General features: G+C 33.9%; 15 protein-coding genes and 1 riboswitch. Of the genes, 4 read left to right on the top strand and 11 right to left on the bottom strand.

What is annotated here, in order from left to right; genetic code table 11:
* Positions 1-318: 318 nt before the first annotated feature.
* Positions 319-513 (top strand): alpha/beta-type small acid-soluble spore protein, encoded by a 195-nt coding sequence (locus NYE52_RS07860; RefSeq protein ID WP_341192565.1) that lies wholly within the window; start codon positions 319-321, stop codon positions 511-513.
* Positions 514-575: 62 nt separating this feature from the next.
* Here the strand turns inward: NYE52_RS07860 and NYE52_RS07855 are convergent, their stop codons facing one another.
* The 8 genes from NYE52_RS07855 to NYE52_RS07820 form a co-directional block, all read right to left on the bottom strand.
* Positions 576-1,349: a TerC family protein gene (locus NYE52_RS07855; RefSeq protein ID WP_341192564.1), complete on the bottom strand. Its 774-nt coding sequence runs from the start codon at positions 1,347-1,349 to the stop codon at positions 576-578.
* Positions 1,350-1,472: 123 nt separating this feature from the next.
* Positions 1,473-1,569: riboswitch (yybP-ykoY riboswitch) on the bottom strand.
* A gap of 149 nt (positions 1,570-1,718) precedes the next feature.
* Positions 1,719-2,192 carry a hypothetical protein gene (locus NYE52_RS07850; protein WP_341192563.1) on the bottom strand — a complete coding sequence of 158 codons (474 nt, stop codon included), beginning with the start codon at positions 2,190-2,192 and terminating at the stop codon, positions 1,719-1,721.
* A 211-nt stretch (positions 2,193-2,403) separates the two neighbouring features.
* Entirely contained in the window at positions 2,404-3,183 is a 780-nt protein-coding gene (locus tag NYE52_RS07845) for an amino acid ABC transporter ATP-binding protein (RefSeq protein WP_341192562.1), read from the bottom strand.
* Positions 3,184-3,201: 18 nt separating this feature from the next.
* Positions 3,202-4,401 (bottom strand): amino acid ABC transporter permease, encoded by a 1,200-nt coding sequence (locus NYE52_RS07840; protein WP_341192561.1) that lies wholly within the window; start codon positions 4,399-4,401, stop codon positions 3,202-3,204.
* Positions 4,402-4,410: 9 nt separating this feature from the next.
* On the bottom strand, positions 4,411-5,583 hold the full coding sequence (locus NYE52_RS07835; protein WP_341192560.1) for an amino acid ABC transporter permease: 1,173 nt from the start codon (positions 5,581-5,583) through the stop codon (positions 4,411-4,413).
* 97 nt (positions 5,584-5,680) lie between these two features.
* Complete coding sequence (locus NYE52_RS07830; protein WP_341192559.1) at positions 5,681-6,754, bottom strand: amino acid ABC transporter substrate-binding protein; 1,074 nt, start codon at positions 6,752-6,754, stop codon at positions 5,681-5,683.
* Positions 6,755-7,410: 656 nt separating this feature from the next.
* On the bottom strand, positions 7,411-8,991 hold the full coding sequence (locus tag NYE52_RS07825) for a peptide chain release factor 3 (RefSeq protein ID WP_341192558.1): 1,581 nt from the start codon (positions 8,989-8,991) through the stop codon (positions 7,411-7,413).
* A 171-nt stretch (positions 8,992-9,162) separates the two neighbouring features.
* Entirely contained in the window at positions 9,163-9,876 is a 714-nt protein-coding gene (locus tag NYE52_RS07820; RefSeq protein ID WP_341192557.1) for an NAD-dependent deacylase, read from the bottom strand.
* Positions 9,877-10,063: 187 nt separating this feature from the next.
* Between NYE52_RS07820 and NYE52_RS07815 the strand changes: the two genes are divergently transcribed.
* Positions 10,064-10,831: a TatD family hydrolase gene (locus NYE52_RS07815; RefSeq protein ID WP_341192556.1), complete on the top strand. Its 768-nt coding sequence runs from the start codon at positions 10,064-10,066 to the stop codon at positions 10,829-10,831.
* 69 nt (positions 10,832-10,900) lie between these two features.
* Here NYE52_RS07815 and NYE52_RS07810 read toward each other — a convergent pair whose 3' ends face one another.
* From NYE52_RS07810 to NYE52_RS07800, 3 genes are all read right to left on the bottom strand, one after another.
* A complete protein-coding gene (locus tag NYE52_RS07810) occupies positions 10,901-11,032 on the bottom strand; it encodes a YjcZ family sporulation protein (RefSeq protein WP_341192555.1) in 132 nt (43 codons plus the stop codon).
* Between the two features lie 40 nt (positions 11,033-11,072).
* Entirely contained in the window at positions 11,073-11,177 is a 105-nt protein-coding gene (locus NYE52_RS07805) for a YjcZ family sporulation protein (RefSeq protein ID WP_081836530.1), read from the bottom strand.
* 411 nt (positions 11,178-11,588) lie between these two features.
* Entirely contained in the window at positions 11,589-12,128 is a 540-nt protein-coding gene (locus NYE52_RS07800) for a GbsR/MarR family transcriptional regulator (protein WP_341192554.1), read from the bottom strand.
* A gap of 334 nt (positions 12,129-12,462) precedes the next feature.
* Between NYE52_RS07800 and proV the strand changes: the two genes are divergently transcribed.
* Positions 12,463-13,701: a glycine betaine/L-proline ABC transporter ATP-binding protein ProV gene (proV, locus tag NYE52_RS07795; RefSeq protein WP_341192553.1), complete on the top strand. Its 1,239-nt coding sequence runs from the start codon at positions 12,463-12,465 to the stop codon at positions 13,699-13,701.
* Entirely contained in the window at positions 13,701-14,546 is an 846-nt protein-coding gene (locus NYE52_RS07790; RefSeq protein WP_341192552.1) for an ABC transporter permease, read from the top strand. Before proV ends, NYE52_RS07790 begins: the two co-directional genes overlap by 1 nt.
* The last annotated feature ends 1 nt before the right edge of the window (position 14,547 follow it).

Genomic DNA, 14,547 nt, shown 5'->3' with positions numbered 1-14,547 from the left:
GCTATATAAATTATAGCATGCCTCATTATTACGTGAATAATTATCAGTATAAGTTATCTAACCCTACCCGTACAACCATATATTATTAATGTTTGGATATCTTTTTTTAATACCTCCAAAATAATCATCTAAACTCTAAGAAATTATATCGTAAAGGGATATGTAAACATCCTATTTTCTCCCCTATACACAAACTTTACCACTAATGAATATAAAATAAATCCATATATTATAAGTACAGAATCATTTATCATTTCCATATAAATTGCAATGTAATTGATAAATAATCACTGTACTATTTTTAAGGAGGAAATCAGAATGGCTTCTAGAAATAAATTATTAGTTCCAGGAATTGAACAATATTTAGATAGCGTTAAATACGAAATTGCGGAAGAATTTGGGGTAAGCTTAGGATCAGATACTGTTTCACGTTCTAACGGTTCTGTTGGTGGAGAAATAACCAAAAGACTTGTACAACAAGCACAAGCTGAGTTATCAGGTAAAACGCATTAAGATGTAAAATAATAAGTTTAGAAAAAAAGCCATTCCGATTGGATGGCTTTTTTCCTTTTTGTTTATGCATTACTTTCTTTTGCTTTAACGGCTTCTTTATTAGAGAAGAAATATCCGGCAACAGCAATTGCTACTAATACAAACCAGAATATTCCTTTCCAAATTTTTGATTCTGGAAAATGCTCATCTAATAATCCAACAGATGGATGTGCTAACGTAAATACTGCTAATTTTACACCAACCCAACCTACAATTAGGAATGCTGCTGTTTCAAGTGATGGACGAGAATGAAGTAACTTAACAAACCAGTTAGCAGCAAAACGCATAATGATCAATCCGATTAAACCGCCAAGGAACATAATTAAGAATTGTCCTCCATCAATTCCGCCAAGCGTAAACCAATTCGTTTTCGGTAAGGTAATCGCAAGTGCAACTGCAGCTAACATAGAATCGATCGCAAAAGCAATATCTGCTAATTCTACTTTTAATACAGTCATCCAAAAGCCAGATTGCTTCTTCTCCTTCTTCTCCTTACCTTCCTCATTCTTCTTCGCATACTTGCCATAAATATTATGCACTGCGATAAAGAGAAGGTAAAGAGCTCCTATTGCTTGAACTTGCCATACATCCACTAAAAAAGAAATCATGAATAAAGTAGCAAAACGGAAGACAAATGCTCCTAATAACCCGTAGAATAGTGCCTTTTTTTGTTGCTCTGCTGGCAAATGCTTAACCATAACCGCCATAACAACTGCATTATCTGCTGCCAATAGCCCCTCTAATACAATTAGAATTAGTAAAACCCAGCCATACTCTAATAACATGCTTGCATCCAAAAATATTTCCCCCTTTTAGGTGTTTATTTGTATACTTCCTATTAGCAGGTTTTGCCACGCCTCTCGATATTATGTACAAAAGTGCGCAAAAAAGACCTTTGCCAAATAGGCAAAGGTCTTGCTAAGCACTAAACATGCCAACAAAGCCGATGGCATATGCCATGAACTGACGACTTTGTTTTAGGTATAAACCTAAAAGCTACTCCCCTTTGAGTAGTATACAAATATTAATATGTATTAATTATATACATAATTGAACTAATTGACAATGGTTTATTTCATTTTTTCCATTTTACTGATAATTCTCTTCATAGATAGCCTAGTAAACTTAACTGCTTTAGTACATTATTCAAGTTCTACAGAGTACATTTATACTTGTCTTTTTTTTTCAAAAAAAATTAAACAATACTTTACTGCATGACCACAAATAATACCAGGTATCAAAAAAACCATCGGTAAAAAAACAGGACCGAACAATACACCAAATATCTTCAAACTTGTTGAATAAAAAACACCGACTGTAACAAAATATGCGCAAAAAACAAATGGCAAGAAAGCATATTTATCTTCCGTTTCCATCACTTCTTTATATGCATCCCACATCGCAAACAAATATAAACAAGGATAAAACAGGATCCACTGGAAATCCATTACTTCAATCGATTTCTGGATATTCCCACAAAAACTAAACATGATTGCTAAATTAAAATTACTTTTCGCATTTATAATAAATTCTAAAATAACAAACAATGTTCCTTTCCAATATTTTTTCAATAATAACTGACTAAAACCTGGAAGTGCAATACTCCACATAATCGCTTCAAGTCTACTTAGGCCCTTCATTGGTATCACCATCTAATTTTCTATACCTACTGTTACATTTTTAGCGAAATAGTGATATTTTATACAAAGTGAATTTCTAAATTTTTACAAGCTTTAAAAGAAATTATATAATTTTTTTTAAAATAATATCATTATCCCAGTTCCTTATCTTAATAGAGAGAGTCATTATTTAGAAAGTTTTACACATAAAAAAAGAGCCATTGGCCCTTTTTTATAGTATCTGGGATAAGAATGCTTTCGTCCGTTCATGCTTAGGATTGTCAAATAATTCTTCTGGTTTGCCCATTTCGACAATTTCACCCTTATCAAATAAGATAATACGGTCGGCAACTTGTCTTGCAAATCCCATTTCATGTGTTACCACAAGCATGGTCATTCCAGATTCCGCCAAAGTTTTCATAACATCTAACACTTCCTTTACCATCTCTGGATCGAGCGCAGATGTAGGTTCATCAAAAAGCATAATCTTAGGCTGCATTGCTAATGCTCTAGCAATCGCAACACGTTGCTGCTGACCACCAGATAATTGTCCCGGATATTTATTTGCTTGCTCCGGAATACCTACTCTTTCTAGCAATTCCTTTGCAATTTGTTCCGCTTTTGCTTTTTTCCATTTTCTCACCCATATAGGTGCTAAAGATATATTTTTCAAGATTGTCATATGTGGAAATAAATTAAAGGATTGGAATACCATTCCCGTTTCTTTACGAATTTCTTCAATATTTTTAAGATCATCCGTTAATGCAATATCATCAACCGTTATTTCACCCTTTTGAAATTCTTCTAGGGCATTAATTGTTCGAATAAATGTGGATTTACCTGATCCAGATGGTCCTAAAATAACGATTACCTCTCCTTGTTTAACCGTAAGATCTACATCCTTTAATACATGATGATCCCCATACCATTTATTCAATTTATTTACTTTTATAATATCTTCTCTCTCATTTAAAGGGGTTGTTAGTTTATTTACGCCAAATACACTTTCCATATACTCCGATTCTCCTTTCTATCTCGTTCCTACACCAAGTGATTTTTCTATATGTTTACTAACATGGGACATTAAGAAGCAGAAAATGAAGTATATAAACGCAATGACGATGTATAACTCCATATATTTACCTAGATATTCAGGGTTGGCAGCTATTTTCTTTCCCATCCCAAGAAAATCCGCTAATCCTATAACTGCAACCAATGATGTATCTTTAAAAACAGAAATAAATTGACCAACCATTGCAGGAATAACTGCTTTTAAGGCTTGTGGTAAAACAACAAAAACCATCATCTTGATATTGTTTAACCCAAGTGCCTGCGCTGCCTCAAATTGCCCTCTAGGTATAGATTGCAAACCACCACGGATATTTTCTGCTAAATAAGCTGCACTAAATAAAGTGAAGGCAATCATAGCACGAACAACATTATCCAGTTGAATGCCACCAAGGAACATAGGAAGCAATAACTGGGCAATAAATAAGACCATAATCAGTGGCATCCCACGAATTAATTCAATATATAAAATACAGCAATATTTAATAATAGGCAGTTTACTTCGTCTTCCAACTGCAAGTAGTAATCCTAGTGGAAAAGAACATATAATGGATACCGATGCGATTATTAATGTTAATAAAAATCCGCCCCATATATTTGTTTTAACTGGCTCTAATACTCCAAATCCATTAATAATAGAAAGACAGATTGGAATATATAATATCCATAACACAAGCATAGGAATTTTTAATTTAGGAACATACTTTCCCACGAAATAAAAAACACCAATCGCTACAACACTTGAAAACAAATACACTTTCGATTCGATTTCCGTATAAGGAAGAATGCCGAATACCAATAATAGAGCACCAAGACTAATAGCTACATGACCGATAATACCTCTCCAAACACCCCAAGAAGTACCTAATAATACGGATAAAAATAGAATGGATACCCATAATCTCCAAATTTCCTCTATCGGAAATTGCCCCACGAAAAGTAGCCTTAGATTATCTGTCACTACACTCCATTCACTTGCTACTAGGAATCCGCCAATATTTACAAGTAAATAAATCGTGAACATTAGCGTGACAATAGTCAGTATTGCATTTTTCCAATCTTTAAATAAATTATTTTTCAACCATAACTGTAGTTTCTTCTGACTAGTTAATTTTTTCTTTTCCAAAACTGGTTCCGTGTTTTCCAATTGTATATTATCCAATTTGCATCCCTACCTTTCTACCAGCTGGAATTTTTTGTTGAAAAGATTCATTAACAGGGATGTAGTTAAGCTAAATAATAAATATACAGAAATAACAATTAACAATGTTTCTAACGTATGTCCTGTCTGATTAATGATTGTATTTCCAATTCCAACAATATCTTGATATGCGACTGCCATCGCCAAGCTTGAGTTCTTTATTAAATTTAAATACTGGCTTGTTAACGGCGGAATAATAATTCTAATTGCCTGTGGGAAAATGATTAAACGAAGAGCGGTACGACTTTTAAAGCCAAGTGCTTTTGCCGCTTCTGTCTGCCCTTTTGGAACACCCATAATTCCCGCACGGACTATTTCCGAAATAAAAGTAGATGTATATATTGTTAGTGCAACTAACACAGACATAAATCCAATGGATAATGATGTCCCACCTGCAAAAGCATTACCATTAAAAACCGGAACCGATACACCAAAAGGTCCATTTCCTAAAACAATAAATGTAATAATTGCGCCAATTGCTATTAATCCAATACTACTTATTAAAGGATATGTAGACTTACCAGATTCTAAAGAGACTTTCATTAATTTTCTATACAAAAACACACTAGCTACAATTAAGAGAACAAGTACAATAAGCCAAATAGCCGTATTATCTTGTAAGGTAAACCACGGAATAGACGCTCCTCTGTTAGAAAAATAGAAGCTACCAATAGAAAGTGCATCTTGAATTTTTGGCATCGGTAAAAATACTGCAAAGTTCCATATAAAGATTTGCACCAAAAGTGGTGTATTTCTAAAAACCTCAACATAAACAGTTGCAACCTTACTTACTAACCAGTTATCAGATAAACGTGCAATTCCTACTATTACTCCAATAATACTTGCAAATATAATTCCAATGATAGAAACCTTAAATGTATTTAATAATCCAACCAATAAAGCTCGAGTATAAGGATCATCAGGGGTATAGCTAATAATAGATTCTGCAATTGGAAAGGATGCTTTTAGATTTAAATAGCTTAATCCAAGCGTCAATCCAATTTGTTCTAGACCTGACATCACATTTCTTACCATAAAGGCAATTACTATTCCTACTATAATGACAAAGAGGATTTGGGCAATAATAGGAATCATTTTTCTATTTCTCCAAAGAGGAGTCGATGTTGTCTTTTTTATTTCCACTCTTTCTCACCTCTCACTTAAAAGAATAGGGGGTACTCAAAAGGGTGTGATACTTTGGTTTTGAGAACCCCCTTATTAATCAATTTATCAGTTTAACTTAACGGAACGGAATAGAGTACAATAATCCGCCATCACTATATAATGCATTTTGAGCACGCTCTAATTTGAACACTGTATCTGGACCTAAGTTGCGATCATAAATTTCCCCATAGTTACCAACTTGCTTAATTACTTGGTATGCGAAATCATTGGAAAGGCCTAATTGTTCACCAAGATTTCCTTCCACTCCTAAAAGACGTTGAATTTCTGGGTTTTCGCTCGTTAAGAAATCATCTACATTTTGAGAAGTAATTCCAAACTCTTCTGCTTGAATCGTTGCAAATACAATCCATGTTACTGCATCTGCCCATTTTTCATCTCCATCTTTAACAGCTGGAGCTAATGGTTCTTTTGATAGTGTTTCATCTAAAATAATATGCGCATCAGGATCTTGTAATGTAGACTGACGTGAAACTAGTCCTGATTTATCTGTTGTCCATGCATCGATAGAGCCTTGCTCATATGCAGCTATTACAGCATCAGCATTATCAAATGTTTGTGCTGTATAGTTAACTCCTGCAGCTTTCATTTGATCAGCTAAGTTTAATTCAGTAGTTGTTCCTGTTTCTACACCAATTGTTTTCCCTTCTAAATCTTCTAATGTTTTGATATTACTATCTTTTGGTACCATAATTCCTTGCCCGTCATAGAAAGTTACTGGAGCAAAGCTTAAACCTACTTCTGCATCACGGTTTGTTGTCCAAGTTGTGTTACGTACTAATACGTCAACTTCACCAGACTGAACAGCTGTAAAACGGTCAGTAGCGGATAATGGTCTAAATTCAATTTTCGTAGCATCTCCAAGTACGCCTGCTGCAACTGCTTTTGCAAAATCAACATCAAAACCAGTATTTTTTCCATCTGATCCTATGTATCCAAAACCAGGAAGCGCATCATTGACACCAGCTTTTAAAGTTCCTCTATCTTTAATAGTGTCAAGTAGACTTTTAGAAGAACTTGATTTTGCTCCACTACTACTATCCCCTTCAGATCCTGTCTTACTTGAACATCCAGCTAAAGCAAGTACAAGCACTAATAAAATGCTAAAAATAAGCGACAAACTTTTTTTCATGCAACTTATCCCCCTATAGTCTATTTTTTTATGATACTATCAGACTCACATTGAACGAATATTCAATCTATTTAATATATAAGAATACTCTTATTACAACGAAAGATAGTATCATCATTGCTAATAGCTAACAAGTCAAATTAATTAACATTTGTTTGTTAACTTTTATAACAACTTGTTTTTATTATACCTATTTTTTTTTGAAATACAAATAGTTTTTTGAAAACTTTTAATTTTTATAATTCTTAAGCGTTTTCATTTTTATTTAGTAATACAAAAACCTTATATATCAGTAATTCGTCTATCGAAAGACTTTCTTTTATCCTATAAATCTCCATCAATGAATAATGTTTTGCGAAAAACAATAGCATAAACAAGTAAAAAAAACGGCTGTAAATTATATTAATATACTAAAAAGCCATCTTTTTAGTATAAACACATGTTTTCTCCCATCCTCTATTCTTATCATTTGTTCAAAAACCTGACACAATCTTTACATGAAATTCTCTTTATTAACAATTAGACTTAGCTAAACTATTACTAAATATACAAACCTTCATCTAAAAGTGTCCGCCTGTAAAAATAAAAGAGACTGTTCCAATAAAAGTCTCCTTGAAAAAATCGAAGAAACCTAATTGGAACAATCTCTTTTTTAATTATTCTTGTTCATCCATTGGATTAAATAATTTCACTTCTGGATTTTTATCTTGGAACCATCGCAAAGCAAATTCATTTTCAAATAAAAATGCTTTTTTACCGAAGCGGTCTTCCACTAATAAGCTTCTTCCGCTAGAAAGGTTTTCATTTACCTCTTCGTCCACTAACCAACGAGCAATTTTAGAACCTACATGTTCCATAATCACTTCTACATTGTATTCATTTCTCATGCGATGCTCGAACACTTCAAATTGCAATTGACCTACTGCTCCAAGAAGATAATCTTCTGTTTTTACAGTCTTATACAATTGAATGGCACCTTCTTGCACAAGCTGCTGAATTCCTTTATGGAAATGCTTTTGTTTCATAACATTTTTTGCCGTCACCTTTACAAAAAGCTCTGGAGTAAACTGTGGTAATTTTTCATATTGAAAGGTATTCTTACTAACTGTTAATGTATCTCCAATTTGATAGAAACCTGGGTCATATAGTCCAATAATATCTCCGCTAACCGCTTCATTAACAGTACTTCGATCATCTGCCATAAATTGAGTCGATTGAGCTAGCTTCACTTGCTTCCCAGTTCTCGGTAAGTTTACAGTCATTCCTCTTTCAAATTTCCCTGAACATATGCGTAAGAAAGCGATACGGTCACGGTGAGCTGGATTCATATTCGCTTGGATTTTAAAAATAAACCCTGAAAACTCCTCAGTAAGTGGATCAATCTCGCCAACAGAAGATTTTCTTGCTTGTGGAGATGGTGCAAATTGTAAATACGTTTCTAAAAACGTTTGAACACCAAAGTTGCTTAATGCACTGCCGAAAAATACAGGCGTTAAATCTCCGTTATTAATTTTTTCCTCTGAGAATTCATTTCCAGCTTCATTTAAAAGCATGATTTCTTCTAATGTTTGATCATATAAAGAATCCCTTTTAATCGGATGGTCTCCATCAATTTCTCCATCTTCATTCAACGGAATATATTTTTCACTATCTTTCACACGGAACTGTTCAATCCGTTTATAAAAACGGTCATATATTCCTAAAAATTCTTTCCCCATTCCAATCGGCCAATTCATTGGATAGGACTCTATGCCCATTACTTCTTCCAATTCTGCAAGTAATTCAAGAGGTGCTTTCCCTTGGCGATCCAATTTATTAATAAATGTAAAAATAGGGATGCCTCTCATTTTACAAACTTTAAATAGTTTTAAGGTTTGTTCCTCTATCCCTTTTGCCGAATCAATAATCATGACAGCACTATCCACTGCTGTAAGCGTACGGTAGGTGTCCTCACTAAAATCTTGGTGACCTGGGGTATCCAGAATATTCACTCGTGCATCTTGGTAATCGAATTGCATCACACTGGATGTTACGGAAATTCCTCTTTGCTTTTCAATCTCCATCCAGTCACTTGTTGCATATTTTCCTGTCTTCTTTCCTTTTACTGTTCCAGCATCGCGAATTGCGCCACCGAATAGTAATAGTTTTTCCGTTAATGTCGTTTTTCCGGCATCCGGATGGGAAATAATCGCAAAGGTGCGACGAGACAGTACATCCTGTTTAAAATTCTTTGACATGTTACTTTCCTCTCTTTTTACGCTTTCAAATTTAGTCCATTCCCTTATATTATCTCGATATATCGAAGTTTGCAATGGGTTTAAATGTATTCTACTCGTTTATTTTGACTATTTTCTTCTATATTCTTTAGGAACTTTAAATCCTATACGCTCCTAACAATACTGATTATTTCAAAGCTTAGAATTTATTTCCTTTAATACACTGCCAATTGGTTCATGAATAACGTAATCTGCAATCCCATCCATTTCTGTTGGTTCTTTATTCACAATAATTAACTTAGCTCCTGTTTCAACAGCAAGTAATGGAAATTGATTTGCTGGTGAAACCGATAAGGAAGAGCCTAATACTAAAAAGACATCTGACTTTATCGCAGCTTCTTCTGCTGTTAAAAAAGGCTTTTCTGGAAGCATTTCACCAAAGAGAACAATAGACGGTCTCAATACTCCTCCACAGCTACATGCATAATTCCCATGTAAATATTCTTCACTAAGATAACTCGCACCACACGTCTCACAATGAACTTTTTTTAACGTTCCATGTAATTCTGCAACTTTTTCGTTTCCAGCTTCTTGATGAAATCCATCAACATTTTGGGTAATGATTTGTTTTAAAACCCCCATTTTTTCCCATTCAGCAAGAATGTTATGCCCTTTATGAGGCTTAAATTCATGGATTCCTTGAACTCTTTTTTTATAAAATTCTATAAATTCCTGTAAATGATCATTTAAGGCATTAGTACTTGAAAGATATTGTTTTTGATCCCTTGTCCATAATCCTCGATTTGCCGACCGAAAATCAGGTAAACCACTCTCAGTAGACATTCCTGCTCCTGTAAATACAACTAAATTATTTGCAGATTTTATTAGTTGATTTAATGAATCCATCCACCAGTCCCCCTAACACACTTCTCATTCCTTTATTTTATCAAAAGTCTTAAAGTACTCAAACTCAAACCGCTTATTCCAATTCCTATACAATAAGCGATACTCTCTTCCTATTTCCTTCTGATATAATTAAACTGTACAAATTTTCACTACTTCTTTCCATTATAAAATAAAAAGGTGGCAAAAGATGAATCAGATAATAGATGCGCATATTCACTTAGATCAATATAGTAACGACGATATTATTCAGTTTGCTCGTGAAGATACATTACTAGCTGCTATTTCTGTTTCAACAGATTTAGACTCATGTATTACGACCAAAAAATGGAGTCAAACGTTTGATTTTATAAAAGCTGCCTATGGTTATCATCCAGAGCAACCGATTCCTTCTGACACTTACTTATCCAATTTATTTACATGGATTTATACAAATAAAGATTCCATGACTGCCGTTGGCGAAGTCGGTTTACCATACTATAGAAGGAAAATGGATCCTTCCGCTATTCCTTTAGAGCCTTATATTGAACTATTAGAACAATTTATTTTACTAGCAAAAAAATTAGATAAACCCCTTATTCTACATAGCGTTTACGACGATGCTGATATAGCCATTCATTTACTTGAAAAACACAGCTTTTCAAAGGTTCACTTTCACTGGTTTAAGGGGAGCACGAAAACAACCGAACAAATGATCACAAATGGGTATTATATTTCCCTTACTCCTGATTTATTATATAAGGAGAAAACTCGCCAGCTTGCAAGTCGATTCCCAATTGATCATATAATGGTAGAAACAGATGGTCCTTGGCAACTAGAAGGTCCTTTTCTCCATCAGAAAAATGTTCCGACTTTGATTCATCATACCATTCACACTTTATCCGCATTGAAAAAAAATAATGTACCAACTATGTACAGCCAACTTTTAATAAATACCAAAAACTTTTATTCCATATAATTTGATTTTACCTATGTATAGATGAAAAGGAGACTGACTCTTCGAATCAGTCTCCTTCATTTTAACTTTTTACCATTTAAAGCAAGCTGCACCTACAATGATTAAAAGAATGAATAAAACAACGATTAAGGCGAAACCTCCGCCGTAACCAGCACCACCGTAGCCATAGCCAGGATATCCATAACCACCATATCCGTACATTCTAGTTCCTCCTTTTAATTTCTATATTGGTTACGGATTATTAAAATCCGCCGTAACCCCAAGAAGCACCGATAATCACCAATAAAATAAATAATACTACTAAAAGAGCGAAACCTCCGCCGTAACCTACTCCAACTTCACCCATGAATAAAAACCTCCTTTTTTTGATTCCATATATCCTATTCAGGAATTTAAAATGTGCGATAGACAAATGCACATTTTTTAGGTTTTTTAACCAGTTTTTGCCCAAATCATGTGATATCCTCTTTCATCTTTTTCTTACTTTTTTTCGAGAAATACACCAAATTCTTTAGAAAAGAACAAAAAATGTTTTCATTTAAGGATTGGTTTAACCCTCTAAATGAAAACATTTTTTTAAAAATAATAATTCAATTAATTCAAACTGTAGACTAACTCCGATATTTTGAGACAGACATTTTTATATTATTTATTAATCTCTTCGAATAAGATATTGCTTTCCGCTACAGGGGTTCGCTCCAAGCAACGCATAAAAATTAAATTAAACTTACTAAAATCTTTTTGTCGATAAACTAAATTAATTGTCTTCTTTTTTCGGTACTAAATTAAAAATCTCTTGGGATTCTAAACTATCTACAAAACGATCAAGCCAGTCATAATATTGGATGGCATAGTTTAATTTTTCTAAATCATTTTCTGCATCTTTCCTTACATCTTCAGAAATACCATCTTTATCTATCAAGACTTTTAACTCATTAATGGACTTTTCAATTGCATAAACATTTTCTGTAATTGCTAATCTCCATTTAATCGTGAAAAAATCGATAAATGATTGATACCAATCTTCTTCCGCTTTATATAAATCTTTTCGAACACCTTTTCTCCATACTTTGTCCACCATTTTTAATTCAAGCAATGTTCGAACCGAGGTACTCATACTGGTTTTACTCATTCCCAGCTCTTCTTTCATTTCGTCAAGAGTCATTGGATTTTGCTGGAACAATAACATTCCATACAATCTACCTATTGATTCTGTCACGCCATAAAGATCCATATTTTGAGCTACAGAATCAATTACTCTCTCTCGAGCAATATTTAACTGCTCCCTATCTGTCATTTATCATTCACATCCATATTTTATGTTTACTTATTCATTGTAATGATGATTATTTCAATAATCAAGGTGAATTCCATAATCAAAAACCTAAATGCATTTTCTGTTTATAGATTAACATGATTGGAAAAAAAGTAAAGTAGCATCCATGATAGGAAAAGGTAGCATATGGGCGTATTTTTAAGAATTTAGACACTACAGTTCGTTCAGTTTTTTCTGTACGTTCAGAATGAATGTTTTTAACTGATTATACAGTTTGAAATGATTACTAACTAACCAGTATAATAAGTGAGGGCTCGATATACATAAGAGCGGCTAGAATTAAAGAGGTGAAAATATGGAAAGTATGGCAAAATTAAAAATCGAAAATGTAACAAAAATTTTCGGAAAGAATACGAAAAAAGCCATTCAGTTATTAAATAATGGTGAATCTAAAAAAGATATTCTAAAAAAAACTGGTGCAACAGTCGGTGTAAATAAGGCTAGTTTTGAAGTAAATCCTGGAGAAATATTTGTAATCATGGGTCTTTCAGGTAGTGGTAAATCAACATTAGTTCGTATGTTTAACCGTCTAATTGATCCTACCATCGGGAATATTTACATTGATGGGAAAGACATTGTACGTATGTCTAAAGAAGAGTTACGTAAGGTTCGTAGAGAAAAAATAAGTATGGTCTTTCAGAAATTCGCGTTACTTCCCCATCGAACAATCTTAGAAAATGCTGAATTTGGTTTAGAAATTCAAGGGGTAGATAAAGAAAAGAGAAAAGAACAAGCCTTAGAAGCTCTTAAACTAGTTGGTTTAACAGGTTATGAAAACCAATATCCTGATCAATTAAGTGGCGGAATGCAACAAAGGGTAGGTCTTGCTCGTGCATTAGCAAACGATCCTGATATTCTTTTAATGGATGAAGCATTTAGCGCACTAGATCCTTTAATTCGCAAAGATATGCAGGACGAGTTATTAGACTTGCAATCCAATATGGAAAAGACAATCATCTTTATTACACATGATTTAGATGAAGCTTTGCGCATTGGTGATCGTATCGCATTAATGAAGGATGGGTCCATTGTTCAAGTTGGAACACCTGAAGAGATTTTAATGAATCCTTCCAATGATTATGTAGAACGATTTGTCGAAGATGTTGATTTATCGAAAGTATTAACGGCAAATCACATTATGAAACGAGCAGAGGCTGTAAATATAGACAAAGGTCCTCGCGTCGCATTACAAATGATGAAGAAACTCGGAATTTCCAGTATCTATGTTGTAAATAAGCGTAGAGAGCTTCTTGGAGCCATTACTGCTGATGATGCACGTAATGCTAGTGAGAAAAATGAAGGAATTGAAACCATCCTGCAAAAAGATGTTATTACTGTAACTGGTGATACATTATTATCTGACCTATTCGATAAGGTTTCTACGGCAATCATTCCAGTTGCTGTTATTGATGAGCAAAATAGGTTAAAAGGGATTTTAGTAAGAGGTGCAGTTATAGGGGCACTTGCTGGTAATAATGATCTTATAAATACACCCGAAGCAGAAGAAATTGCGTTAGTTGGGGGGAATGAATAATGAATAATCTATTCCCTAAGCTACCTGTTGCAGATTGGATTGATTCCTTTGTCGACTGGCTTACAACTACTTTTGAAGTATTATTTGATGGAATTACAGCAGTACTAGAATTTGTAGTTAATACATTAGTAGCTTTCTTTGGATTTATTCCTCCTATTCTATTAATTATTTTATTAGCATTACTAGCTTGGAAATTAGCGAATAAGAAGATTGCACTATTTACACTTATAGGTTTATTACTTGTAGATAATTTAGGTTATTGGGAGCCAATGCTTGATACATTAGCACTTGTGCTATCTGCCGTATTTATTTCCATTGTAATCGGTATTCCGCTAGGCATTTGGGCTTCTCAAAATAGTACTGTCCGCAATATTGTCATTCCAATATTAGACTTTATGCAAACAATGCCAGCATTTGTCTATCTCATTCCTGCTATATTCTTCTTTAGTATCGGAGTAGTGCCAGGGGTTGTCGCATCTGTTATTTTCTCAATGCCACCTACTATACGCTTAACGATTCTAGGAATTCAACAGGTTCCAAGTGATATTACAGAAGCTACAGAAAGTTTCGGTAGTACAACTTCTCAAAAATTAATAAAAGTTCAATTACCACTTGCAATGCCAACAATATTAGCTGGTATTAATCAAAGTATCATGCTTGCGCTATCAATGGTTGTTATCGCTGCAATGGTTGGTGCACCAGGACTTGGTGCCGATGTTTATCGTGCTGTAACCCAAATTCAAATTGGTCGTGGGTTTGAAGCCGGTATATCCATTGTTGTGCTTGCCATCATTTTAGATAGAATTACCCAGAATGTGGGAAGAAAAAAAAAGGGGGCAAATTAAT

Source organism: Niallia sp. FSL W8-0635 (genome assembly GCF_038007965.1).
Taxonomy (GTDB): Bacteria; Bacillota; Bacilli; order Bacillales; family Cytobacillaceae; genus Niallia.
The sequence above is the reverse complement of the archived record's forward strand: the minus strand, read 5'-3'. Positions and strand labels throughout refer to the sequence as shown.